Annotated in this window: 24 protein-coding genes; 20 read left to right on the forward strand and 4 right to left on the reverse strand. The window is 48.6% G+C overall.

Going from position 1 to position 25,952, the window contains the following annotated elements:
• Nucleotides 1-127 precede the first annotated feature (127 nt).
• Both AC3RCI_RS11605 and AC3RCI_RS11610 read right to left on the reverse strand, forming a co-directional pair.
• The gene (locus tag AC3RCI_RS11605; protein ID WP_095287669.1) at nucleotides 128-571 is read right to left on the reverse strand and encodes a DUF441 domain-containing protein; all 444 of its coding nucleotides are present in this window, start codon (nucleotides 569-571) and stop codon (nucleotides 128-130) included.
• Between the two features lie 5 nt (nucleotides 572-576).
• Nucleotides 577-1,575 (reverse strand): YpdA family putative bacillithiol disulfide reductase, encoded by a 999-nt coding sequence (locus tag AC3RCI_RS11610; protein WP_095287668.1) that lies wholly within the window; start codon nucleotides 1,573-1,575, stop codon nucleotides 577-579.
• 170 nt (nucleotides 1,576-1,745) lie between these two features.
• Here AC3RCI_RS11610 and AC3RCI_RS11615 point away from each other — a divergent pair, with 170 nt between their 5' ends.
• The 6 genes from AC3RCI_RS11615 (at nucleotide 1,746) to AC3RCI_RS11640 (ending at nucleotide 6,931) form a co-directional block, all read left to right on the forward strand.
• Entirely contained in the window at nucleotides 1,746-2,339 is a 594-nt protein-coding gene (locus AC3RCI_RS11615; RefSeq protein WP_095358552.1) for a DUF2087 domain-containing protein, read from the forward strand.
• Between the two features lie 512 nt (nucleotides 2,340-2,851).
• Complete coding sequence (gene rsgA, locus AC3RCI_RS11620; protein WP_492529037.1) at nucleotides 2,852-3,943, forward strand: ribosome small subunit-dependent GTPase A; 1,092 nt, start codon at nucleotides 2,852-2,854, stop codon at nucleotides 3,941-3,943.
• Nucleotides 3,944-3,998: 55 nt separating this feature from the next.
• Nucleotides 3,999-4,337: a L,D-transpeptidase family protein gene (locus AC3RCI_RS11625; protein ID WP_154893546.1), complete on the forward strand. Its 339-nt coding sequence runs from the start codon at nucleotides 3,999-4,001 to the stop codon at nucleotides 4,335-4,337.
• A 114-nt stretch (nucleotides 4,338-4,451) separates the two neighbouring features.
• Nucleotides 4,452-4,997, forward strand: coding sequence for a GNAT family N-acetyltransferase (locus AC3RCI_RS11630; protein ID WP_492472398.1), 546 nt, complete (start codon nucleotides 4,452-4,454; stop codon nucleotides 4,995-4,997).
• A 103-nt stretch (nucleotides 4,998-5,100) separates the two neighbouring features.
• On the forward strand, nucleotides 5,101-6,576 hold the full coding sequence (locus AC3RCI_RS11635) for an aldehyde dehydrogenase family protein (protein WP_492529039.1): 1,476 nt from the start codon (nucleotides 5,101-5,103) through the stop codon (nucleotides 6,574-6,576).
• Nucleotides 6,577-6,778: 202 nt separating this feature from the next.
• Nucleotides 6,779-6,931, forward strand: a complete 153-nt coding sequence (locus AC3RCI_RS11640) for a hypothetical protein (RefSeq protein WP_170948036.1) — start codon at nucleotides 6,779-6,781, stop codon at nucleotides 6,929-6,931.
• A 99-nt stretch (nucleotides 6,932-7,030) separates the two neighbouring features.
• Here the strand turns inward: AC3RCI_RS11640 and AC3RCI_RS11645 are convergent, their stop codons facing one another.
• Nucleotides 7,031-7,270, reverse strand: coding sequence for a hypothetical protein (locus tag AC3RCI_RS11645; RefSeq protein WP_095287663.1), 240 nt, complete (start codon nucleotides 7,268-7,270; stop codon nucleotides 7,031-7,033).
• Between the two features lie 421 nt (nucleotides 7,271-7,691).
• On the opposite strand from AC3RCI_RS11645, the gene AC3RCI_RS11650 reads away from it, so the two are divergent.
• From AC3RCI_RS11650 to AC3RCI_RS11700, 11 genes are all read left to right on the forward strand, one after another.
• The gene (locus AC3RCI_RS11650) at nucleotides 7,692-8,012 is read left to right on the forward strand and encodes a hypothetical protein (protein WP_062326145.1); all 321 of its coding nucleotides are present in this window, start codon (nucleotides 7,692-7,694) and stop codon (nucleotides 8,010-8,012) included.
• A 55-nt stretch (nucleotides 8,013-8,067) separates the two neighbouring features.
• A complete protein-coding gene (gene essC, locus AC3RCI_RS11655) occupies nucleotides 8,068-12,072 on the forward strand; it encodes a type VII secretion protein EssC (protein ID WP_492529041.1) in 4,005 nt (1,334 codons plus the stop codon).
• Between the two features lie 16 nt (nucleotides 12,073-12,088).
• Complete coding sequence (locus AC3RCI_RS11660; RefSeq protein ID WP_492529043.1) at nucleotides 12,089-12,919, forward strand: hypothetical protein; 831 nt, start codon at nucleotides 12,089-12,091, stop codon at nucleotides 12,917-12,919.
• A 6-nt stretch (nucleotides 12,920-12,925) separates the two neighbouring features.
• Nucleotides 12,926-13,474: a WXG100 family type VII secretion target gene (locus tag AC3RCI_RS11665; RefSeq protein WP_095287660.1), complete on the forward strand. Its 549-nt coding sequence runs from the start codon at nucleotides 12,926-12,928 to the stop codon at nucleotides 13,472-13,474.
• Nucleotides 13,475-13,671: 197 nt separating this feature from the next.
• Entirely contained in the window at nucleotides 13,672-13,947 is a 276-nt protein-coding gene (locus AC3RCI_RS11670) for a WXG100 family type VII secretion target (protein ID WP_017689071.1), read from the forward strand.
• Between the two features lie 156 nt (nucleotides 13,948-14,103).
• Nucleotides 14,104-16,197, forward strand: a complete 2,094-nt coding sequence (locus AC3RCI_RS11675) for a protein kinase family protein (RefSeq protein WP_492529045.1) — start codon at nucleotides 14,104-14,106, stop codon at nucleotides 16,195-16,197.
• Nucleotides 16,198-16,230: 33 nt separating this feature from the next.
• A complete protein-coding gene (locus AC3RCI_RS11680; protein ID WP_095287658.1) occupies nucleotides 16,231-16,983 on the forward strand; it encodes a vWA domain-containing protein in 753 nt (250 codons plus the stop codon).
• Between the two features lie 20 nt (nucleotides 16,984-17,003).
• A complete protein-coding gene (locus AC3RCI_RS11685) occupies nucleotides 17,004-17,834 on the forward strand; it encodes a protein phosphatase 2C domain-containing protein (protein WP_492472463.1) in 831 nt (276 codons plus the stop codon).
• Nucleotides 17,835-18,043: 209 nt separating this feature from the next.
• Nucleotides 18,044-18,850: an SDR family oxidoreductase gene (locus AC3RCI_RS11690; protein WP_095287656.1), complete on the forward strand. Its 807-nt coding sequence runs from the start codon at nucleotides 18,044-18,046 to the stop codon at nucleotides 18,848-18,850.
• Between the two features lie 114 nt (nucleotides 18,851-18,964).
• A complete protein-coding gene (hrpB, locus tag AC3RCI_RS11695; protein WP_492529047.1) occupies nucleotides 18,965-21,484 on the forward strand; it encodes an ATP-dependent helicase HrpB in 2,520 nt (839 codons plus the stop codon).
• A gap of 233 nt (nucleotides 21,485-21,717) precedes the next feature.
• Nucleotides 21,718-22,320 (forward strand): general stress protein, encoded by a 603-nt coding sequence (locus AC3RCI_RS11700; RefSeq protein ID WP_492472391.1) that lies wholly within the window; start codon nucleotides 21,718-21,720, stop codon nucleotides 22,318-22,320.
• A 190-nt stretch (nucleotides 22,321-22,510) separates the two neighbouring features.
• Here the strand turns inward: AC3RCI_RS11700 and AC3RCI_RS11705 are convergent, their stop codons facing one another.
• On the reverse strand, nucleotides 22,511-22,915 hold the full coding sequence (locus AC3RCI_RS11705) for a YidH family protein (RefSeq protein WP_127536190.1): 405 nt from the start codon (nucleotides 22,913-22,915) through the stop codon (nucleotides 22,511-22,513).
• 63 nt (nucleotides 22,916-22,978) lie between these two features.
• Between AC3RCI_RS11705 and AC3RCI_RS11710 the strand changes: the two genes are divergently transcribed.
• The 3 genes from AC3RCI_RS11710 (at nucleotide 22,979) to AC3RCI_RS11720 (ending at nucleotide 25,816) form a co-directional block, all read left to right on the forward strand.
• Nucleotides 22,979-24,127, forward strand: coding sequence for an acyltransferase (locus AC3RCI_RS11710; protein ID WP_492472390.1), 1,149 nt, complete (start codon nucleotides 22,979-22,981; stop codon nucleotides 24,125-24,127).
• Between the two features lie 307 nt (nucleotides 24,128-24,434).
• Nucleotides 24,435-24,809: a replication termination protein gene (locus AC3RCI_RS11715; RefSeq protein ID WP_095287651.1), complete on the forward strand. Its 375-nt coding sequence runs from the start codon at nucleotides 24,435-24,437 to the stop codon at nucleotides 24,807-24,809.
• A 2-nt stretch (nucleotides 24,810-24,811) separates the two neighbouring features.
• On the forward strand, nucleotides 24,812-25,816 hold the full coding sequence (locus tag AC3RCI_RS11720) for a Gfo/Idh/MocA family protein (RefSeq protein ID WP_492529049.1): 1,005 nt from the start codon (nucleotides 24,812-24,814) through the stop codon (nucleotides 25,814-25,816).
• Nucleotides 25,817-25,952 lie beyond the last annotated feature (136 nt).

Below are 25,952 nucleotides of genomic sequence, written 5' to 3' on the forward strand. Positions count from 1 at the left end.
GCAAACGAATACAAATTAAATTGATTTCTCTGCTATGGACATGGATGCATGAATTGCATGAATAGTAGTATATCATACAACGGTGGGAAATACAGCCAGTCAGTAGAATGTCAAGTCCCAACTTTAATCAGGATTTGCCGAGCAGCAGGGACAGTATGCCTGCCGCAATCAGTGGTCCTACAGGGACTCCTTTGAATAAGGCAACCCCAAGTACGGTTCCAATAAGTAACCCAGCAACAACTGTTGGCTGCGTACTCATAAGCGTAGCGCCCCGTCCACCCAGATAAGCCACAAGTAAGCCCACACCTATGGCGAGCAGCGATTTCCAGTGAAGGAAAGACTCCCCAATCGTCTGCAGACTCATCTTGCCGCTGGCAAGGGGCGCCATGACCCCGATTGTCAAGATGATAATGCCAAGCGTAAGTCCGTATTTTTCAAGCCAGGGAAAGGCTTGGTTCACATTCAATACACGTAACAGGAGCAGAAATACCATAGCTACAGTCACAGGTGTATTGCTGCTGATAATACCAAGTGCTGCAAACACGAGCAACAGCAAAGAGGTCATATCCATGGATTTCAATTCCCTTCAGCCTGCCCGCGTTGCCGACTTACGATATGCTCCGCAATATATTTTCCATGCCAGCGACCGGATTCGATGAATACTTCATTGGCATTTCGTCCTGAGGCGATGACTCCGCCAACGTAAACTCCTGGTACGCTGCTTTCCATCGTTTCCACATTATACACAGGTTTGTCCAAGTCATCTGACATTTCAACACCGACGGAAGAAAGCAGTTTGCGGTCTGGACGGAAACCGGTCAAAGCCAGAACGAAGTCGTTATCAAGTTCACTTGTTGATCCATCTGCATGAAGCAGGCGAATGGAATCATCCAAAATCTCATTAACCCGTGCACCGAGATGGAGCGTAATACGGCCTTTCTGAACCATGCTCTCAAATAGAGGGCGTACCCATGGCTTGATATGCTCGGACAGACCCGTACCCCGATATACCATGTCAATGTGGGCGCCTACACGGACGAGTTCCATCGCTGCATCCACGGCGGAATTGCTGCCTCCGATGATTGCAACACGCGTACGTGTGTAGGGATGTGCTTCCCGGAAATAGTGAGTAACTTTATCTTTGTCTTCTCCCGGAATACCGAGGTAATTCGGGTGGTCGAAGTAACCTGTTGCAACAACGACATTGCGTCCCTGATGAACAATGCTTTCCCCGCGGCGGTTGACCGTATGTACTTCAAAGGTTGCATCGTCTCTACGTTTGATTTCGCGGGCTTCCTCATAATTATGAACACGCAGGCCGAAGTGTTCGGCTACTTTGCGATAATAGGCGAGTGCCTCGTAGCGGAAAGGTTTGTCGTTTGGCGAACTGAACGGGACATTTCCGATCTCGAGCAGTTCCGCTGTGCTAAAAAATTGCATATGGGTTGGATACAGATAGATGGATTGTACAATATTGTACTTCTCTACAATGACAGCTGACAGACCCAGCCGTTCACATTCGATGGCAGCAGATAGACCACAAGGTCCTCCACCAATGATAATTACATCTTCCATGTTCTTACTCCTCCTTCATTCAAGCAATATTATCCTACCGTAAATAGTCATGTAATGCCAGTTCACGCCAGGAATTGACGGAAGAAAATTCCGAATAACAGGTTTGACTTTATAGAGAGAAAAGATTAACATCAAATTAGATATTTATCTAAATGAAAGAGGCGACGCCTATGCAACTGGAGAAAATTGTGGCTTACCACAAAGCCTTGGCTGATCCTACTCGGCTTCGTATGCTGTTATTGCTGTCTGAGGGTGAACTGCACGGACAGGCACTTGCCGAGAAGCTGAATCTGTCACAGCCCACAGTTACTCATCATGCATCCAAGTTGAGAGAAGCAGCATTGATCAAGGAACGGAGAGAGAAAAATACGGTGTTTTTCTCTCTCAACCCATCCTTTATACGGGAGCATGCTCAAGCTTCCGTTGACTTTATTTTCAAAAGGGAGGAGGTAGCCGATATGAGTGATGTGAACGAAACGCTAAAAGCATCGGTCATGCGAAATTTCTTTTCCAAAGATGGACGCTTGCGTCAAATTCCGGCCCAGTACAAGAAGAAGCTGATCGTGCTTGGTCATCTGGTTGAACAGCTTGAATTCGGACGCAAGTATACGGAGAAAGAAATCAATGAATTTATACGTACGTACCATGAGGATTTTGCCACCATTCGCCGTGAGTTCATCATGCATCAATTTATGTATCGGGAAGATGGGATCTACGAGCTTAATCCGAAGGAAATGTGGACACGCTGGGATCAGGTAAAATAACGATTATCATATAAGATATGAAAGCAATGAAATTAAAACAGGCAGGCAATATATAATTAGGCTTGACAAAAGCAGAGTGCAGTGTGTAACATGTTGGATAAATCTACAAGGGAGGCGATGTTATATGACAAACCTAACGGCAGTATACGTTAATTTGAATATGGACAGCGTCTCCGGAACGGATCAAAGCATGTAAATGTATGTGGATTGGACAGGTATGTCCACATTCGCATAGAGTATAATTACATGTGCAGATGAAGTCACGGGTGGCGCACCCGTGGCTTTTTTTGATTACCGGAAAAGAAGGGTGTCCTGTATTGCATGCTGCAGGTTGTTAAACTTAACGTTCTGCGGATAGTGCTTATAGGAGAATCTCGATTCTGTTAACTACGAATTGCCACGGGTGGTTTATCACTCGTGGTTTATTTTATTTGCGTTTAATCCGATCTGGAGGGCTCGTTCACATCATGGGTAGGTAGTTATAAAAACATAATTTAGGAGGAAATTCTAATTTGAACAATCACTTGGAGAAGTATGGCTGGTCTGCTAAATGGCAGGAGTTTTGGCAGCAATCAGGAATAGAACAGCAAATGAGAAAACCTGCGCGAGTCATAGCTGACCACGGACAATTGCAGCGTCTTATTACAGCCGGTGGCGAATGCTGGGGAAGGGTATCGGGACGTATGCGTCATGACAACCTGGAGACTGGGACACTTCCTGCAGTAGGGGATTGGGTAGCAATTACGGGTGAGCCCGGAGAAGAGGCTACAATTCACAGTATTCTCTCAAGGAAGAGCCGTGTATCCAGGCAGGCTGCCGGGTCCGTAACGAAAGAGCAGCTGATTGCTGCAAACGTAGATACGTTGCTGATCGTCGCAGCGCTTAATCATGATTTCAATCTTAGACGGTTGGAGAGGTATATCATGATGGCTTGGAATGGAGGGGTTAGACCTGTCATCGTTTTGAGCAAGAGTGATCTGTGCACTGAAGTTGAGGAAAAAAGGGCTATGGTAGAAGGGATTGCCCCAGGCATTGAAGTACTGGCGCTGTCAGCTGCCCAGGATCATGGAAAAGCTTCACTTGAAACCTATCTGCAGCCAGGGACCACAGTAGCCTTGACGGGTTCTTCAGGAAGCGGCAAGTCTACTCTTGTCAACTGGATGATGGGACGGAATGTACAGCTTACCCAATCCGTCCGGGAGGACGATAGCCGTGGAAGACATACGACAACCCATCGGGAGATGTTCGTTTTGCCGCAAGGGGCTGTACTCATTGATACACCTGGTATGCGTGAGCTGAACCTGTGGGACGAGGGCAATGATGGACTTTCCCAGGCGTTTGGTGAAATAGAGCAACTTGCTGAAGCCTGCAGATTCGTGGACTGCAGTCATACACGTGAAGCGGGCTGTGCTGTTACCGAAGCCATTCAAAATGGGTCTCTGGAAGAAAAAAGGCTAAACAATTACCTGAAAATGCAGAAGGAATTGCAGTATCAGCAGCGGAAAGAAGCAGTTGCTTCCAAGCGGCGGACTGCTACAAGCAAACCTGCAAATTCACGTAAACCCAAACATGCCCGGAGAGTAAACGATTGGGAAGAGCACTAAATTAGGCGGGCATCCTTATGGCTTCAGCATAGAATAGGTCAGGAGGGATGTCATAATGCCGGATTACAGAATTATTGTAGATCTGTCGGATCACATGTTATATCTTCTGGATGGCAATCAGGTAATCAAGGGCTATCCTGTGGCAACAGGCAAGATGCTCACTCAGACTCCGAGCGGGGAATTTACCATTGTCAATAAACAAGCCAATCCGGGTGGACCCTTTGGTGTGCTGTGGATGGGGTTATCTCTACCTCATTATGGCATCCATGGGACGAATGAACCTTCGTCCATCGGCAAGTCTGTATCACATGGATGTATCCGTATGTACAATCCAGACGTGCTGGATCTCTCTTCAAAGGTATCTATAGGCACAAGAGTAACGATCCGGCCATAGTGCCAGATCGTTACTCTCTCCTAAATTGGACATTATGGATGGATTTGGAATATGGAATCATCACGCTTATAATAATGTACAATCGCTACAATCTGAGAGGTAGGTGAGTGCTCGTTGATACAGATCAGACAAGCCCGTGAAGGGGATGCAGAAGGAATTGCCCATGTACATACTGAGAGTTGGAAGACGACATATCGCAATATTATACCGGATGATTTTTTGGATCATTTGACTACGGAGACAAGAATATCCCAATGGGAGCAAACCATACGCTCTGACGAAAAAAATCAGATTCTGATGGTGGCTGAACAGCCGGACGGGAATATTGTCGGATTTGCCTGCGGAGGAAGGGAGCGCGAAGGTAAGCTGCCTTATGATGCAGAGTTATATGCCATTTATTTGCTGGAAGATGTACAACAAAAGGGAATTGGTCAGCAACTGGCCGTGCAAGTTGTTCGGTATCTTCATTCTCTGGACATGAAGCGTCTGTTGATCTGGGCATTGGAGCGAAATTCGGCATGCCGTTTTTATGAAAAGATGGGTGGAAGTCCTGTCCATACACAACCCATACGAATAGGAGGGCAAGATCTGATTGAGATAGCCTACGGCTGGGAGAAGCTGAATGATTTTGCCCGACAGGAGGCACCTCCATCCGAATAGTAGAGTCTGAGTGACGCGTTTGCGTAATCTTTAATCAGGTTAATGAAGTACTACACTTCTTATAGAAGAAGAACATCTAATCCTGATTAGGAGGCGCATCCAGATGACTTTAATGGAGAAAACATCTGCAACCTGGACCAAACAGTATATTAATGGCGATTGGGTAGAAGGCTCCGGTGAGAAAACGATGGAGAACATGAACCCTTATACGGGGGAAGTGATTGCAACCTGGCGTTCTTCCAGTAAGACGGACATAGATCGGGCATACGAAGCCGCCCAAAAAAGCTCATTGGAATGGAGAAAGTCCCTGCCAGGTATAAAAGAAGGCATATTGCGAAAAGTGTCATCCTTGATGACCGATCGCAAAGAAGAAATATTGAATCTGCTGATTACAGAATCGGGTAGCACGCGTATTAAGGCAGAATCGGAGTTTGCCGCAGCGAAACGTATCGTGGATGAAGCAGCTTCGTTTCCCTACAGAATGAAAGGTGAGCTGATTCCTTCAAACACACCAGGCAAAGAAAACCGAGTCATTCGCGAACCCAAGGGTGTGGTTGGAGTCATTGGACCATGGAACTTCCCGCTCCATTTGTGTCTTCGCTCCGTTGCTCCGGCCATTGCACTTGGAAATGGTGTAGTTATTAAGCCGGCATCGGACACGCCAATTACGGCAGGCTGGTTGATTGCGGATTTATTTCATCAAGCCGGATTACCTAAAGGTGTCCTGAATGTGGTTGCCGGAAGTGGTGGGGAAATAGGAGATTATTTTGTTGCTCATCCCATTCCCAAGGTAATTTCCTTTACAGGATCGACCAAAGTCGGGCAGGGGATCGGGAAGCTGGCAGGAGAACATTTGAAAGAAACAGCACTTGAGCTTGGCGGCAATAATGCAATGGTGGTACTCGAAGACGCAGACATTGAGCGAGCCGCCGAGGCTGCGGTTTTTGGCAAATTTCTTCATCAGGGGCAGATCTGCATGGCACTCAACCGGATCATCATACATGCCGATGTATATGACCAATTTGTTAAATCGTTCGTGGACAAAACGAAGCGCATACGGACAGGCGATCCCGCAGATTCAGAAACGATGGTAGGTCCCCTTATTCGTGAAAAAGAAGTACAGCGCTTGTTGGAATGGATCCAATCGGCTCAGGAAGAGGGGGCGCGTTTGCTTCATGGCGGATCAGGTAAGGGCAGTGTGTTGGAACCGACGGTGCTTGTGGATGTCAAACCTGAACAGGATATTGTCCAACAGGAACTGTTTGGTCCTGTGGCCGTCCTAATGCGTGCAGAGGACGAGCAAGATGCTGTCCGTCTGGCAAATGATACACCATACGGATTAAGTGGATCTGTATTTACGAGCAATCTGGAGAGGGGTTACCGGGTAGCCCAGAACATTGAATCCGGTATGGTGCATGTGAATGACCAATCTGTAAATGATGAGGCACATGTCATGTTTGGAGGCGAAAAGTCTTCCGGGATTGGCCGCTTTGGCGGCGATTGGGCCATCGAGAAATTCACACGTACCCGTTGGATCAGTCTGCAGCACCAATACCGGGATTTCCCTGGCATCAATTAAACAGATCGTTCGAGATAGATCGACAAGGAATGCGAAAGTCCGCTCCTGCCTTGAGGTGACGGGCTTTTGCACGTTTTTACATCATGATTTTGGACGTGAAGAAATCCGAGGAAAAAGCTGTTTGGGGCTCGTTCAATCTGGTTATTTATGGATACACGGGAGTACCGATCCGTAAATCCAAAGGTAAAGGGGCTTGAATTCCATGTCCATTGACCGTTTTATTCTGAGAAAATTGAACACTTGTCAGGAAGAGCATACACGTGCAAATCTGGTTCGGCTGTTTGTCATTCGTATCCGCAGAGCTGAGATCGCTGAGGAGCATGAGACTACTTATGCTGTCAGCAAAGTGCATTAAAATAGATAGAGGAATCTTGCCTTCATCAAAAAAAGGAAGCTTGTCTTCATGGACAGCTTCCTTTTTCCTTGCATATGCAACTTCTTTACCGACTCTGCTTTAATACAGCGACAAGGCTAGAGAGTCATTTTCACTGCGGCTGTGCAGAATGGCCTCACAACCGACAATCTCAATGCTAATCAAAGAGTGCAGACATTTTTGCAAAGCGCGTTTACCATTACTGATTTTATGCTCAAGGGCACTGCTGAGCAGTCTTAATGTCTTTTGCATAGGTTGTTTGTTTTCTTGATTGAAATATACAGGGATTGATTTGTTTTGAAAAGTTATTAGTGTTCTCACTAGAAATCACCTCACGAGAGTTATTTCATACTGGTTATATTAAATTCCAATGCTTAAAATTACCTTAAAATCAGCTTATGAAAACATAAAGGTGGGCAATGTTTGAAAAGTGTTCACAATTTGATTGTGGACGAAGGAATAGGAAGTCCCGAATACAGAATATTCTCTCCCATTTATATGGAAGAAAAAGAGGTGTTTTCGCATCCTCGCAATAATTAACGTGAATAATGCCTCAAAAGTTCTGAGTCCATTGGACGATATTTTAATAATTATGTGGGTCATATGTAACAAAAATACAGGATGTACATTGCAAACAGGGTGTTAATGTAAGAAAATAGGGTTGGAATAACGATTCATCTGTATTTTTTTGATTTAATTTGACATTAGGACAATTTACATATGAGACCATGGAGGGATTATGATGATTCTTACCGTGTATTCCGGCCGGGAGGAAGGTGAATGGTTCGACATTGAAGTCCCGGATGAGTGTACGATTGAACATTTAAAAACATTACTGGGGGTGCGGATCTTTGGACAGGCGCCTGGTGATGGTATCCAATACATCCTTGAAGCCAAATTTCCCGAAGGTCTGTGGTTCTCTCCGCAGAACTCGCAGCAGCTGATGGAAACGGGTCTGCGGCAAGGAAGCTGTGTACGGGTTCAGCGGGCATTCTCCACCACTACGGAAGAAGCGCCTGTATACGGAAGACGTTCGTTATTTCAGCAGGACAGCAACGAATGAGTCCACTTGACGTATACATTCATTATCGAACCAATTATAAGGAGGTCTTCTCTTCGTGAATGTGTTATATCAACGTTCTCCAAGAATGACACCGGTTCTTAAGGAAGAAAGGCTGGAAATTCTCAGACCTCCAACGGAGCCGAGCAAACCTACGTTTTCAATGATTTCTATTATAATACCGATCATGATGACGATGGTCAGTATTGGATTCTACGTATATATCAACATGACGGGCAAAATGGGCAACAGCAGCTATATGATGTTTCAGATGATGACCGTCATGATGATGCTTACGTCATATACGATTCCGTTCTTTGTGTATCTGAGTAACAAAAAGACGTATCGCAAAAAGATCGAAGAACGTAAGGCCATGTACCGAGCCCAACTGGATAAGCACCGTGAAGAGCTTAAGGAAGCTCAGGCCGAGCAGGTCAAGAGCCTGTACGAGATTCATGGAGATCCCAATGTTTGTCTGCAAGTCGTGAAGAATCGCAACAGCTCCTTATGGGAGCGTTCACCGGAAGATGACGATTTCTTACAGGTACGGATTGGTACGGGAGAAATTCCATTTCGAATTAAACTGCAGGTTCCACGAGTGGATGGTTATGAAAAAGATGAATTAATCGAGGCAGCTCATGAACTTGCAGCAGAATTTGAGACGGTATCCGATGCTTCCATTACGCTCCCGCTATTCCAATCGAAAGTGATGGGATTGGTGGGGAATCGGGAGGAAGTACTTGCTTCCCTGCGCGTCATCATTTCACAACTCACGGTGCGGCATTCGCCGGATGAATTGAAGATTGCTGCATTTTATGAAGAGAAAGAAGCGAAGGAATGGGACTGGCTGCGCTGGTTACCCCATATCTGGGATGAAGATCAGGGACAACGCTATATGGCCGACAGGCACAGCGGTGCGCATCAATTGGCGGACAGCTTGTTTTCCGTGTTAAACCGTCGTCGGAACAACAAAGAGGACCGATACAAAAAAAGTGTGCAGACTCCATGTTATGTGGTGGTTCTCTCGGACACACAGCTTATTGAAGAAGAGCCTCTTCTTCCATTATTGCTTGAATCTGCACAGGAGATCGATGTGTGTACCATTATTCTGGCGAACCGCAAGGAATCCCTACCGATGCATTGTCAATTGATCATGGAAGCGTCCAAAGGCAAGGGTGTGTACATCAAAAAAACGGAAGATGCTGACGTTGTACAGCAGACGTACACACCAGATGTGATATCAAAAGAGACCGCTGAGGCACTCTCGCGTTACATGTCTCCCATTCGGCTGAAGCGATCTTCCGCTTCGGACATCCCGCAAATCCTTCCGTTATTTGATATGCTTGGCACCTCACGTGTTGAAGACCTGGATGTAATCACCCGCTGGGGCCAGACACGATATCCGGATACGCTGCCTGTACCCATGGGCGTGCGCGCAGGTGGCAAGAAAATTGCCATCAACTTGCATGATAAAATTGAACGTCAGGGTCACGGCCCACACGGATTGATCGCAGGTACCACGGGTTCAGGTAAAAGTGAGGTCATTCAGTCTATTGTGGCCTCCCTGGCTGCCGAGTTCCATCCCCATGACCTGGCCTTTATGTTGATTGACTATAAAGGAGGCGGGATGTCCAATACGTTCGTAGGCCTGCCTCACGTGGTGGGTACGATCACCAACCTGGATGGTAATTTGATTGAACGGGCCAATATCTCGCTTCGGGCCGAATTGGTCAGAAGGCAGAAGATATTGAATGATGCCGGTAACCTTCAGCACATTGATGAATATTACAAGATTTTACGTTCCAGACATGAACAGCCATTACCTCATTTGGTCATTATTATTGATGAGTTTGCCCAATTGAAACGAGACCAGCCGGAATTCATGGACGAGTTGATTAGTATTGCGGCTATTGGCCGAACACTGGGTGTCCATCTGATTCTGGCAACTCAAAAGCCGGCAGGCGTAGTGGATGACAAAATATGGAGTAACTCCCGTTTCCGCATCTGTCTTCGTGTACAGAGCGAGGGAGACAGCCGGGATATGATCAAAATCCCTAATGCAGCATGGATTACCAAGCCGGGCCGCGGATATTTCCAGGTCGGCAGTGATGAGGTATTTGAGGAAATGCAGTTTGCCTGGAGTGGTGCACCTTATAACCAGCAGGAGGACACATCAACTGTACTGCCTGTCATGGAAGTGCGTCTTAACGGTAAGAGAGAACCACTTTTGACTGGCGAACGCAGGGCAGTCCTCAAAGGCGAAGATGTTCCTAAACAACTACAGGTCTTCATCGATTATGTGGCACAGTCTGCCGCAGATGCAGGAATCAAAAGATTGCCTGGTCCATGGCTGCCACCTCTTCCAGAGACGCTGGAATGGGACAGTCTGACGGATTGGCAGGATGAAGAGCACAGAGAGCTGCTGCTTGACGGCGGAGCCAGTGGCTTGAAGCCGGTGGTTGGTCTGCTTGACGATCTGCCTAACCAGCGTCAGATGCCACTTGCACTCCCTGTAGATCAAGGGCATTTGATTGTGTACGGCATGCCTGGTTTGGGTAAAACGACGTTTGTCCAGACTTTGCTGATGTCACTCGCACGTTCTCGTCGTACGGATCCATGGCATGGATACATTATCGATATGGGACGGATGATGAAGGACTTTACAGGACTGCCGCAGATCGGTGGCGTTCTGATGGCCGAAGAGGAGGATCGGATCAAGCGTCTATTCCGGTATATTCTGAAGCTGTCAGCACAGCGCAAGGATATGATCTCGGAGGCAGGGGTTAAAACGATTTCGGCTTATCGTCGTACAGCACATGCAGCTGTTCCACAGATTGTTGTTGTAATTGATGGTTATCTATCATTCCGCAATGCTTACCCAGAAGAGAATGAACTGCTGGAAACGATTCTTCGTGAAGGTGGAAGTCTTGGAATTACGTTCATTCTGACTGCGAATCGGGTGACAGATGTCTTCGAGAAGTTCAGAAGCAACATACCAAACGCGGTCTCCTTTGAACTATCCGATCCAAGTGACTATTATTATGCAGTTGGACGGCCTTCCAAGGCACCAAGCCAGCTTCCACCAGGCAGAGGTCTTGTAAAAGGACAGGTACCACCATTAATGTTCCAGGCGGCTTTGCCATCGTCCGGTGAGGATGAAGGGAAACGTTCGTCTGCTCTCCGCGGGTTGATCGCAGAGATTCGGGATAGCTGGACAGGAGAAGAGGCTCCGCAGATTGCTCCGCTTCCTGAAGAAGTGAAGCTCAAGGATTTACTTGTAAATACGGGGCCATTTGCCCAAGCAGGAGAATTTTCGACGGTCAATGTTCCTGTAGGCTTGTTGACAGATGATCTCGAGCCTTTCTTGCTGAACCTGCGTGAAGGTCCGCATTTTATGGTCACAAGTCCCATGGAGGGCGGGAAAACAACATTTTTGTTGACATGGATGTTATCTCTGGCGTATCATGCTTCTCCTGAAGATGTGCAAATATATACGGTAGATATGAGATATGGTACCGGAGGACTGGGAGAGATCAGCAGTTTGCCCCATGTCCGCGGACATGTGTCTCGTGAAGAACAGCTTGCGCCTGTGATCCAACAGTTGTACGATGAAGTTCTAAAAAGAGGCGAGTTAAAGGGTGGACCGGAGATCGTGCTTGTCATCGATGATGCGGATACTCTGTCCAAACAGTTGAATGATTTTAATGTGAAAGATCAATTGGGCGCGATTGTTCGTCAAGGACGGGATCGCGGGATACATGTCATACTTTCGGGTGTTCCAGCTGATTTCCCAACGTTTGGTTCAGACTGGGTAAGTGATGTGAAGGCTTCCCAGAGTGGATTGTTGTTCGGGACTTTAGACCCTAACGATCTCTCGTTCTTCCGTATTCCTTATACCGAATCTGGAGGCAGCTCAGGTGGGCTGAAGGTACTGCCACCAGGTCAAGGTTATTATGTTAAACGCAAATATTCCAGGGTTAAAGGTGCAGTTCCTTGTGATGACACCTGGAAAATGACAGATTGGATTTCTGAAATTCGTGACCGATGGCATGTTGTAGTTTGAGGGGAGGTGGCTCATAATGTTGACGGTTCATGATTCCAAGCAAAAGGTAGTCACTTTGCAAATAAAAGAACTTTTTTTCCTGGCCGGGATTCTCGGTTCAGACCGATTGCTTGGCGTTGAAGACCCCTTCCGCGGTTACATGGCAGAAGACATCGCTGTGGAATGGGAGCACGTCAAAACTTCTCTGCTCGAAAAGGGATATTTGATTCAGGATCAGGACAGCAATGAGCTGATCATGACACCGACCGTTTTCTCCAGAGTAGCCATTGCTGGATTGTCAGACAGGGCTTGCTGGATTCGCTACACATCCAGTGGCACTTCGTATGAAAGTTATATCCATTGCACGGACGAACGGGTCGTTGAAGTTTCCCGTGTTGCTGATGAACCGGACTCCTTCCGGTTATCCGATCTCGGGAACGTTCGTGAAGCGATTGACTTCCTGATTCAAAGGATGAAATGGAGTGGCCATTCACCTGCGGAGAAGCCGGCATTGATGTGCTCCAAGAAAAAATTCTATGATGTTATGAACGAGCTAAGCAACAAAGAAGAATCTGCAGTTGCTGATGAACTGGCACAGGAGACGAACGATCCGGAAGGTTCGCTGGCTCTTGCACGTTGTCTGGTTAACAAAGAATCAGATGGTGAACTGCGATTGCTTGTATGGAACGGAGAAGGTTGGAAGTCACAGTCAGCAGCATTCGCTGCTAGCTCTGTATCCAACTGGTTGTTCCGCATGAGTACAGCCGCTTCAGATGATTGGCTTGTAGCGGCGCTGACGACGAGAGAACAGTTTCACGAGATGCTGCTGGACTGGCTTAAACAGCCTGCAGGGGAAGAGGAAAGGTGATGGTAAATGCGCATTCGTGTGGAACCGGATGTGCTTCGGGCACTGAGCAGGCAGATTCAGTATGCGGCGGAGCAAATACAGCAAAAGATGACAGTGTTGGAACAGGCAATCCATTCGCTGGAGTGGGATATTGAGGCCCGGGCTGCGGTGATGAGTGAATGGAGTCACAGCAAGCGACTTGGCGAAGATGCGGTGCGTCGTTTTATGGACTTAAGCGTGCAATTGGGACGCAAAGCCTTGTTATTCCAGCAGGCAGACATGGAGTATCGTACAGTGCTGAGTCATGTGAACACAGCCTATGGCAATGCGGTCAATATGCTTAACGTTCTAGAAAACAATCGTGTAGGGGAAATCATGCCTACACACGCCGCAGCTGCTGCTGTAGTATCCGATCCCCTTTCCGCGGTGGCGGCAGTATACCGGGTGCAGGATGCTGCGCCGCCCGACGGTTCTCCGGCTACATTGATCCAGGCGATGCAGCCTGAACCTGTAGCGTGGAGATTCACAGATCCCACCTTTCGGGGGAGAAGAGGAACCGAACCTGTGGTATCCTGATTAGGCAGTTTACAGAAGTGCAAATTAAGGACAGCAGAAAGTGAATTATTTATGTAAATAGTCTGTTAGGGGAAGTTTCAATCACCAAAAATGGGGTAAATAGGATTAGGTCCTTCGGCTTTTGTCCGATCGATCCTGGTATAGTACAATTTGAACAAGCAAAAATTTAATTGCACAAACCAAGGAGGAATTTACACATGGCAGGACGCATTTTAGTTACCCCAGAACAACTTGATCAGGTTTCCAACCAATTCAAACAAAGCGGTGAGCAAAGTCAGCAAATCGTTTCTACATTGACTCAATCCATCACAAGCATGGAAGGACAATGGGAAGGTATGACGAAACAACGCTTCTTCCAGGAGTTCCAGGAAGCAAGCAAACAAATGCAATCATTCGTTCAAACGCTGAACAGCATCAGCGCGGAACTGACGGCTATTGCCAACAAATTCCGTACAGCTGACCAAGCTCGCTAAACTGCTTTACATAGATCAGGCCGATGTCATGTCTGACCCGGCACTGAATCGTACGCAGGCAGCAAGCTGAAGATGTATAACTACAGCAAAAACCGGGCGTTTTACGACTCCCGGTTTTTGCTGCACTATGACAGAATGACAGAGAGAGGGATGAGCATGTCTTTTCAACCGAATCCCGGGGATGAAGTGGTGATCAATGACATTGCCTATACCATTGGGCAGCACCCGGCTGCGCCCGGTCTGGCATACGCCCAAGCCGGAAGGCAAGGGATCGTTTACCAGTTAATACCCCGAAATGGTTCAATAAGTGGGGCCAAAGCACTAAAAGTATTTTTCCCTAAATTCCGTATCCCGGCTATGGTCTATCAGTCTGAGCATATGGAGCCTTATAGTGAACTGCCAGGTTTGCAGGTATGCAAGCGTGATGTGCTCACTCCGGAAAGAAACGGAGCGCTCATTGGTGAACATCCCGATTTGTTGTACGCGGTTTTGATGCCGTGGGTGCAGGGTCTGACCTGGTTTGACGTAATCAGTGATCAGAAACAGCTGACTGCAGAAGAAAGTCTGAAGTTGGCTAGAGCACTAGCAGGGACTGGTTCGGCCATGGAGCAACGAGGACTTGCTCATTGTGATTTGTCCGCACCCAATGTGATGATTCCGTTTTTTTCCGAAGTGGAAAACCTGGGAGCCCCATCCGCGGTTGAACTTGTCGATGTAGAGCAGATGTACGGTTCTAAAATGGATCGTCCAGATGCTCTACTTGCCGGTTCACCTGGTTATGCAGCTCACCGGGCAGTACACAGTGGTCTGTGGAGCTCATATGCCGATCGTTTTGCTGGTGCAGTTATTATCGCCGAGATGCTGAGCTGGTCTGATTCGACCATTGTGGAGAAGGCATGGGGAGAAAGTTATTTTGACCAGCATGAAATGCAAACGGTGAGTGAACGATATTTTGCTATGCGGGATTCACTCCAGAATCGATGGGGTTCCAAAATATCCGATCTGTTCATCCGTGCCTGGGAGAGTCACGATCTGAGCAGCTGCCCCACATTTGGTGAATGGTTTGTTGCCCTGGCAGCAGCTAATGCCAGTCAGGCGGAAGCGGCCGGAGTGAAGGAACCTGAGGACCAAGCAGCAGATGCGGCAAATGGTGAAGCGGCGAGCCAGACAGTCACAAGTGCACCGGATACTGGCGTAGCAGATTCGAAGTCAGCTAATGGACCTCATTCGTCCACGTCGATACCTGAAGTTCCTCCTGGACAGGAAGCTGTGGTAAACAGACTCTTCCTGCAGGCCCGAGCTCTTGAGGATGAAGATAAGCCTGCAGCAGCCCTCGAAGTATACCGTTCGCTGTATCATTTCATTCCGGCTAACAGTGCGATGCAGATGGAAGTTGAGGCTGCCATCAACGGGCTGGATGCTAAACTGAATCCCAAGGAAGAAGCCGCACAGCCTGTCCGCGTTCCTTTTTACAGATCCAAAAAGTTCATGATCTCTTCCGCTGTTCTTGTTGTATTGCTGGCCGGTACCGTGCCGACTGTCAAAATTTTGGCTGATCAGGCCGAAGTCAAGCAGCAGGAGGAACAAGAAGCAGCAAGACTGGCGGAGATCAAGGCTGCCGAAGAAGCAGAAGTCGCAAAAGCTGCTGCGCTGAAGCAGGAGGAAGAAGAGAAGAAGAAGCAGGAAGCCGAAGCGGCGAAGCTTGAAGCCGAGGAAAAGCAAAAATTGGCTGAAGCACAGAAAAAGGAAGAAGAACGGAAAGTTCTGCAGGCGAAATACGATAAACAGGCAAAATACGAGGCTTATCTCGCAAAGCAGGAACAGCAGAAGAAAGAAGCCGCCAAGAAGGCGCTGCAGGAGAAGTATGACAAGCAGGCAAAGTATGAAGCCTATCTGGTCTGGAAGAAAGAGCATGATGCTCAAGTAGCGAAGCAGGAAGCGGAGCGCAAGGCAGCGGCTGAAGCACAGCTCAAACTGGAAGCGCAAAAAGCAGCCGAGGAAGCTGCTCGCAAGGCTGCACTCAAGAAAAAACGTGCTCAGAACGTGGTTACGCTGATTGCTCACTATAACAAGGCGTATAATGCGCAAATAGGTAACAAGACCGAAAACGCATTGTCTTATGCCCGTGATTTTAAAAATTTGTATAACACGGATGCCTCATATTTCAAAGGGGTAGGAAAAGTCGCAGCGCGAATGAGTGCAATTAATAAATTTTTGAGCAATAACAACTATAATCTTCCCAACTTGTAAATTATGTGAACGACGGAGGTGGCTCAGGCCCAGATGAACTATACAATACAAGCATCCCAGCGTACACCCGCACTTATTATTTATCTCATTGATATCAGTGCCTCCATGAATATGGTTCTGGAAAACCGCAGACGGATTGATGTCGTCTATGATGCCTTGGCCCTGGCCATACGCCAGATGGTGTTTCGCTCAACCAAAGGGAATCGATTGACACCTCGCTATCGGATTGCCATCCTTGCATACAGCGACGACGTCTATGACTTGTTGAATGGAATCAAGGGAATCGACGAAATTGCAGCGGTTGGTTCGCTGCCAGACCTGACACCTAAACGTTTCTCGGATTCGGCCAAAGCCTTTCTGCAGGCAGAGAAGATTCTGCAGGCTGAAATACCGAACATGCAGGATTGCCCTGCGCCGCTCGTCTGTCATATGACGGATGGAGTGGCTACCGGCGAAGACCCGGAACCGATTGCCAAACGAATTATGGGCATGAGTGTGCCTGATGGCAATGTACTCGTCGAAAATATTTTTATATCCGATCACCTATTGGAGGGTCCTATCCCTGAACCGAGAAGATGGAAAGGGATATCGCCGGAAACCGTACTTAAGGATGAGCATGGAGAGAAGCTGCGCAATATGTCTTCGGTTCTGCCTGAAAGTTACCGTGAAATGCTTGTCGAGGCGGACTATTTGCTCGCACCCGGTGCATTGATGATGCTGCCAGGCACATGTGCAGAACTGGTGTCCATCGGGTTTCAGATGTCTGCTGCTACGCCTGTGAGATAGGAGGGGATTATTTGAGAACGATGCGATTGGCAGCATTGCCTGCTGGTGAGAGAGGAAGCCAAGGAAAGCAGCGTCGTGGAATCTTTCGTTATGTTAGCGCACAGACCGGAGAACAGCCACTTACTCGTTATCAGGGTGCTTTTAAGTGTCGCTATGGCTATGGAAGAGCTGCAGAGACGGTTCATCAGGGGGATTCGGGTCAAGACTTTGCTGCCGTTCGCATGGACGGAAATGTATGTACGTTCGTCATGTGTGATGGTGTAGGCATGAGTTACCTTGGTGATTTTGCCGCGCGTTTTCTGGGCAATGCGCTCCTCGAGTGGTTGGAAACAACCTCTAATCCTACGGCAGAAGCGATGGAGCATCTGCTTCAAGAACTGACGGTTCCCGCATCCGAGCAGCTGAAGAAAATTCAGCCATTGGACAACTCGCCCCTGCTTTTACGCGAAGTGTTAATGGAGAAGCGAAGCAGAGGAAGCCAGGCGATGTATGTGTGTGGTCGAATTGAGCTGTCCCGCGGTATGGGGAAAAGTCGTATCTGGATGGCTTGGCAAGGGGATTCACGCATACGTCTATGGCGCAATGGTCAGGAACAATCTGGAGCTTTTCAGAACCACTGCCGGACGAATGAACGCTGGTCAACCCTGGAAGGGCCAGTTGGAGGCAAGCCTCATATTTATGAGGCGAAGCTATCCAATGAACCAAGTCGTCTGCAGCTGTACACAGATGGTTTGAATGATCTGGATGCCATACAGGCATATATCCCGGATGAACACATTCAGGTACTGCTGGATGCTGCACATACCGGCGGGCTTGAAGATGATGCCGCTTTCATTGAGCTGGAATGGTAGATGTACAACTTTCGAAAAGTCATCCGTCTTGAGTTTACTTAATTAGCGGTAAAAATCAGCTGAGAAAAAACTTGTCGTTATTGATTTAAAAGGCGCTCTTTTTGGGTAATCTTGTGAAGAATCTACTTAGTTAGCATGCTGCATCATGCTGATACACAAGTCTTGGATGTACATTCTTACATAATTGCTGAGAAGGAGTGGAATGGAGCATGACACAACATAACGACAAGTCTCGGTTTGCAAACAAAATAGCTATCATTACTGGAGCCGGTTCCGGCATTGGTAAGGCAACGGCATTAAAATTGGCGAATGAAGGTGCTCACGTTGCGTTATTTGATCTTGTGAATGATCGGATCTCTCAGACGGAAGCCGAAATTAATGCCGTACATCCAGGTGCTGCACGCGCGTTCGATGTGGATATCTCCGATCCGGCCCGGGTGGAAAAAGCGGTGCTGGAAACGGTGGAGCTGTTCGGCGGTTTGGACATTGTGTTTGCCAATGCAGGCATTAATGGTGTCTCGGCCCCAATTGAGGAAATTCAGGTGGAGGATTGGCAGCGGATCATTACGACCAATCTGGATGGCACCTTCTTTACAATCAAGTACGCTCTTCCACATCTGAAGAAGCGCGGCGGGGGAAGCATTGTTATTACAAGTTCCATTAATGGTAACCAACGATTCACCAGCTTTGGGATGTCGGCATACAGTACATCGAAAGCGGGACAGGTTGCCTTTTCGAAGATGGCTGCACTGGAATTGGCCAGGTTCAAAATCCGGGTTAATGTCATATGTCCGGGAGCCATCGCAACCAATATTGATCAAAGCACCGTAAAAACGGATGAATTGCACCAAATCGTTATTCCAATGGAATTCCCGGAAGGGGAGCAGCCGCTTGCAGATGGCCCTGGACAGCCGGAGCATGTGGCCAATCTTGTCGCCTTCCTAGCATCGTCTGAATCCAAACACATTACGGGTGCAGAGATTGTCATTGATGGCGCCGAATCGTTGCTGCGTTAATACATCTGATCCAAAGTAGTCGTTCCTCTGGGACGGCTTTTTTTGTTATAATGCTAACATTCACTTTGGATTGATTATATATTGCATGGTGCCTTATGAATTAGGAGCGATAATATGAATATAGAATTACCGATACAACAGGTTTTGCCTGAGCTGAAACAGCTATTTCGAGAGCAGGATACGGGTGTGCTTATTGCAGAGCCGGGGGCAGGTAAAACAACCGTAGTACCTCTATCCCTATTAGAGGAACCATGGCTAAATGGGCGTAAAATCATAATGCTGGAGCCCCGCAGACTTGCGGCGCGCTCAGCCGCGGCGCGGATGGCCACTGCTCTGAATGAAAACGTGGGACAGACGGTGGGGTACCGTGTCCGCATGGACACTCGGGTCAGTCAGGCAACGCGGATCGAAGTTGTCACAGAAGGGGTACTTACACGCATGCTTCAGCAGGATCAGGGGCTTGAAGATACAGCCATGATTATCTTTGATGAGTTTCACGAGCGTCATCTGCACGGGGATCTTGGTTTGGCTCTGGCTCTGGAGTCACGGGCGATGCTGCGTCCGGATCTGAAGGTTCTGGTTATGTCGGCAACGCTGGACCCTGACCCAATCTGTACACTGCTTGGCGAGGGGACCCGTGCGATTGATTGTCCGGGACGCACGTTTCCAGTGGAAACCCGTTATGTATCAAAACCCGCTTCTGCTGTGCTGGAGGAGTTCACGGCTCAAGCGGTTGTAAAAGCTCTGGCACAGCAGGAAGGGGACGTACTGGTCTTTCTTCCAGGAGCCAGAGAGATTCACCGAACAGAACGGGAACTGTCGAAGCTTAATCTTTCTTCTCATGTCGAGGTGCATTCCCTGTATGGCAGCATGCCGATTGAACGTCAGGATGAGGCTGTGCGCCCAGCTGCGGAAGGAAATCGTAAGGTCGTACTGTCCACCTCCATAGCGGAATCAAGCCTTACGCTTCCGGGTGTCAGAGTGGTTGTCGATGCCGGACTGAGTCGTGCATCCGTATTTTCCCCGCGCACAGGCATGAGTCGGCTTGTTACCCAGCCGGTGTCCAAGGCTTCAGCCGATCAGCGGCGGGGTCGTGCAGGGCGAATTGCACCAGGGGTGTGCTATAGATTGTGGAGCGAAGAGGTTCATGACGGTCTGCCGGAGACAGCCAGACCGGAGATGGCCTCCGCGGACCTCGCACCGCTGGCGCTGGAGCTTGCCGCCTGGGGTGTCCAGTCCCCTGCAGAACTGCAGTGGCTGGACATCCCGCCGGCCGCGGCCTACGGCCAGGCACAGGCGCTGCTGCGCCAGCTGGGCGGACTGGATGACGCAGGCCGCATCACGCCCTTCGGGCGGCGGATGAACACGCTTGGCGTGCATCCGCGCCTGGCCAGCATGCTGCTCCGCGCGGCGGAGCTTGGGCTGGCCAGCTACGCCAGCATGCTGGCGGCACTGCTGCAGGAGCCTGCCGGCCTCCGCAGCAGTGGCAGTGCAGGCGCGGGCACTGACCTGCGCCCGCGCGTGGAAGCGCTGCTGATGGCGAACAGCAGCGGTACGCCGCAAGCGGCAGCGGCGGTCGCAGACATCGCTGCCGTACGACGCATCCTCCAGGAGAGCCGACAGCTGCGCACGGCTCTCGGCCCGGCGCCGGAGGATCCGGAACGGCCGGACGAGGACAGCTGCGGACTGCTGCTGTCCTTCGCCTATCCCGACCGGATCGGGCAGCGCCGGGAGGACGGCCGCTACCTGCTGAGCAGCGGCCGCGGGGTACGGCTCAGCCAGGCGGAGTCGCTGAGCCGTTCAGCCTATCTGGTCGCTGCCGAGGCGGACGACCAGGGCGCGGATGCACGCATTCTGCTGGCTGCACCGGTGGGTGAGCAGCTCTTGCTGGACTACAGTGCTGATCTCATAGAGGAGGATGTGCAGATTGCATGGGATCGCAGCACACGAAGTGTGCGGGCTCATCGAAGGCTGCGAATTGGAGCAATCCTGATGAAGGAGAGCAGTATCGCACAGCCTCCGGAAGATCTGGTGCTGGAGGCGCTGCTAAGCGGAATCCGCATAGAAGGTCAGGATTGTCTGCCTTGGACCAAATCATCCAGGCAGCTGGCGGACAGATTGCGTTTTCTGCATCGTCATCTGCCGGGGTGGCCGGATCTCGCAGCGGATCATGTATCAGCGGAACTCGAAGATCAACTCAGCCCTTTTTTGGCAGGAATGCGTTCAGCTTCGGATCTGAAGAAACTGTCCATGCAGGACGTTTTACTTAGCGGATTGAGCTGGGAACAACGGCAGCAGTTGGACCGGGAGGCGCCAACTCATATTCAGGTTCCCAGCGGATCACGCATTCCGGTTGATTATAGCCGACCTGAAGATCCTACACTCGCGGTACGACTTCAGGAAATGTTCGGGCAGCAGGATACACCGCGTATTGCTGGAGGTCGGGTGCCGTTAACCTTGCATCTGCTGTCCCCTGCGCACCGGCCTGTTCAGGTGACCCGGGATTTGACAAACTTTTGGCGGGAGACTTATTTCGAGGTGAAAAAAGACCTGAAAGGCCGATATCCAAAGCATTACTGGCCAGACAATCCATTGGAGGCCATAGCGACCAATCGGGCGAAGCCGCGCAGCTAGAGCATTAAGACTTTTTTTCGCTCACCAATGCATATACAAAAGCTTGGATATTGATCTGGCTTTTCAGAGAAACCCTTTGATGAGTATGACTTCATAAGCTTATGTTTTATCAGCGAATAAAGCTGTATTTATTCGTATTTGCGCACGATATAATGGCTGGAAGCGTTTGAAAGAGAATGGTACGGGTAATAACATAGCGAAGCGAACTCTTAAATAATTAGGAGGAATTCACTATGCAGAAGAAAATCGTAGGTGTTTTTGATACAGAACGTGAGGCATCTCAAGCCATAGAGGGCTTGAAAGCGCAAGGATTCAATTCAGACGAGATTTCGGTAGTGACGCAGGATCGGGACGAGTTGAAGGCCATCCGGGAAGAGACGGGAACCAAAGCGCCGGAAGGTGTGGCAGCAGGTGCAGCCACAGGTGGCGTATTAGGTGGCGTAGCCGGGCTGTTGGCTGGTATCGGGGCTCTGGCCATTCCAGGTATAGGTCCGATTTTGGCGGCGGGTCCGATCGCAGCAGCGTTTACGGGAGCGGCAGTAGGTGCCGGTGCAGGAGGTTTGGTCGGTGGACTTGTCGGATTGGGTATTCCCGAAGAGGACGCCAGACAGTATGAGGAATATGTACAAAACGGCAAAATCCTTCTCCTGGTTGACTCCACCGATCGCGATTCGGATGTCTATGATGTATTTAGCAATACCAGCTATCTGAATCGTGATCGATACGCAGCCCATGATACAGATGTGCCAGCAGAGCGTACGGATCTTGACATGGAAGAGCGGAGACTGGAAGCTCAGAATAAAGCAGCACGATTTGGAAACAACACGTTCCTGTAAGCTTGAAAGGTTCAGGCTAGTACACTTGATTTTTCTACAAGGTTAAACAGGAAGTACACATATAATTCATGATTTTGTCAATGTGAGCCGTCAGGCGCTCAAAAGCCGGTTTCCTTCGGGGAAGCCGGCTTTTGTCCCTGTAATTCCACCTGGAATAATGATGCAGTGTTGACTGTGTGTAAAGGTAAGTCTAAGGAGCAGGGAATAACAATACATAGAGCAGAACAGCAAGTGCCAGGCCAATGACCAACAGTGTAAGCGTCAGGAAGCGAATCAATCGGGTTGAGGCTTGAAATGTTTGCTGATTAATTTGCCTGCGTTTGCGGTGATACGAAGCAGCAGAACACAGAATGATGGCTATGCCGCTGACGAGTGAGATCACTCCGGTTATAATGGCGGCAATGTGTGCAATCTGGTCATAAGAGGAAGAATTGAATCCCAATCCGGCAGCCAGGAATCCGATACCGGCCATGGCTATTCCGGTACGAACCCAGGCCAAAAACGTTCGCTCATTGGCCATATGCTGTTGTACATATTTGGAGTCAATTGTGGGGGTATCTAGTTCGGAATCAGCGATAGGAATCCCTCCGTTCATCTTTTATACGATTATCATTGTACTTACTTTTTACGGTAAAACCAAGAAAGGCGGCTGAACGTTATGCCACGTAAAGAAAGAATTGCTGAAATTGAAAGTTTAAGGGGGATTGCCTTTGCAGCTGTTGTACTCCAGCATTCCATTGCCCATTTTTCTCTGGTTCCGGAAGCTGGCCTGGAAGATGGGGTTCTGCTTGCAATCCTGCTGATGGCTTCCAAATTTGCCGTCCCATTATTTATTTTCATCACAGGCATGGTTTTGTTTTATAACACAGGAGAACAGCTGAAATACGGACGTTTCATGCAGAAACGATTAACGGATGTCATCGCACCATATGTCGTGTGGTCTCTGGTGTATTTCACCTTGACACCACAGGGGTGGGCCGGCATTGGCTGGCAGGATCTCCCTGAGATTGGTTTGAAGCTGCTTACCGGCAAGACCACATCTCATTTTTGGTACATTATCATGCTAATTCAATTTTATTTGCTGTTTCCCTTGTTTCTAAAGGCCGTACGATATGTATATAACCGCTATGATTCACATGGACGCCTGATTGCTGTCCTGATTACAGGAGCTGCATACCTCTTGTTAGCCGATCAATTGGGGAATATTGCACGAGTCATGGAGCGACTCCATATTCCAGTACTGACCGATCTATTTACAACCTATGCCGACCGCAATTTCCTGTATTTCTTCTTTTATTTTGTACTAGGTGCTGCTGCCGGATTATCTGTTGAAAGCTGGAACAAGTGGATTCATCGGCTGCGCTGGGTATATTGGACGGTGTTTATAACCATGGGTCTTCGGTTTACATATCTATTAATGCTGGAATTTCAAAAGCCGGAAGGCATTCAGATCACATTTTATACCGTTAGCTTGATCAGGCCGGATATGGCTCTCTTTCTAATCGCGTCGATCATGGTCATGTATCAGCTCGCAGGCAAACTGCATAATCAACTGGCCGTGGGCTGGCTTGGATGGATCGGCAGCGTTTCTTATGGCGGTTATCTCATGCATATGCTCATGCTGCGCTACAGTTATATTCCAGATGAATATGTTTACGTTGCATGGGGCCTAAATCCGACTGTACGAATGATTCTGACATGGGTACTTGCTTTAGCTCTATCCTGTGTGCTCACTTGGTGCATTTCGCGTGTAAGCTGGGGAAAATGGATCGTGGGCACAGTACCGAAGGACAATTTCAGAAAGTGAAAGAGGCAATGAATGAAAAATTCACAATAGAAGTCATCTTCTTGAGGGTAGTGATCTATAGTTGTGGATGCAAGACAGCAGTTGCTTTTGTCGAACTGAAACTTAATTGGATTTTCGTCTTAAAAAATCATTATATGAAAAATTCATAATAATAACCCTAATAGCGTTCTACCACACGATTCTGCGTATCTATCCTGTGCTTTTTTCTCACCTGCTGCTTATCCGGGAAAAACGGAGAATGATGGCAGAAACCGAACACAAGTTTTATAATATGAAGTAGAGCGGTAGAGGATAGGGGGGAACAAGCATGGCTTTTATGATCGCCCAGCGGGCATTTATCAAGCTGTATCTCATTACCATGGTTGAACAGCACAGAGGATATGGTTACGAAATGCTGGAGGCCATGAAGCAGGAATTTAAAGATTACGGTTATGTTCCGCCTCAGAGTGAGGTATATCGGGCATTGCATGAACTGGTACAGCAGGGTGTATTTTATCGGACGAAGAAGTTGAAGGGCAGCGATCCCAAAGTGGATTTTCAGGAAATCGTTTTATATCACTTTACGGATGATGGAGCGGAAAAAGCCGAATTGTACAAAAAGCAGGTCAAGGCAGACCTAGACCGTTGTCTAGGCATGCTGCACAAGGCAGAAGAGGACAATTACGGGACGAAAGGAAGATGAGCATGAATAAGCAGCTACAGTGGGGAGTACTCGGTACTTCCACCATTGCCAAGAATGCGGTAATTCCGGCAATCCAGCAATCCGAACGGGGAGAAGTGCTTGCTATTGCGAGTCGAAGCAAGGAGAAGGCTGAAGCGCTCGCCGAAGAATTGGACATTGCTAGATGCTATGGAAGTTACGAAGAGCTCATTGCGGATCCGGATATTGAAGCCGTATATATCCCGTTGCCTAACCATATGCACAAGGAATGGACGATCAAAGCAGCTCAGGCCGGAAAGCATGTATTATGCGAGAAGCCAGCTGCACTGAATGCGGACGAGTCTGCCGAAATGATTCAGGTATGCAAGGAGCACGACGTTCTATTTGCAGAGGCGATCATGTATCGATATCATCCCAAGCATCGGCGTGTTCAGGAGATTATCGCGAGTGGAGAGATTGGTGCTGTTCGTGCCATCCATGGCAACTTCACATGTAATACCGCGGATGATAAGGATAATGTAAGGTTCAAACGGAAAATGGGTGGAGGCTCGCTCTTTGACCTTGGTGTATATCCCATTTCCGCAGCACGGATGTACCTGGGCCAGGAACCCGAAGCAGTTACGGTACATGCTCTTTTTTCCGATGAACATGATGGAGTGGATATGATGGCTTCGGGGCTCGTGGAATTTCCGGGATCCGTGGCGTTAACGTTTGATTGCGGCATGTGGGCTTCCGGGAGGGCGGAGATGGAGATCCTCGGAACAGACGGACGAATTGAATTGCCAAAAGTCTTCGGCTGGGAAAATAGTGATATCCCACCGCAAATTATCGTTCACACGGATTCGGTCAGTCGGGAAGAGCGGGTATCCGTATCCAATTCTTATGTTCTGCAGGCGGAAACTTTTGCAGCAGCTGTGCTAGATGGAACACCACTGCCGTTTACTCCGGATAATACGATAGCGAATATGCGGGTGATTGATGCCTGTTTGCAATCGGCAAGGACACGGCAGCGCGTTTTGTTGATTTAAAAAAACGATTAGAAAAATGAGTAAACCAGACTCCATCCTTCAGGATGGAGTTTTTTAGTGTAAACTCAATCGACTAAACGTTAAAAAAATTTTCACGAAGGGGTTGATTTCCAGAAATTCTCCGTTAAAATAATAT

It is taken from the genome of Paenibacillus sp. MT124 (genome assembly GCF_058792755.1).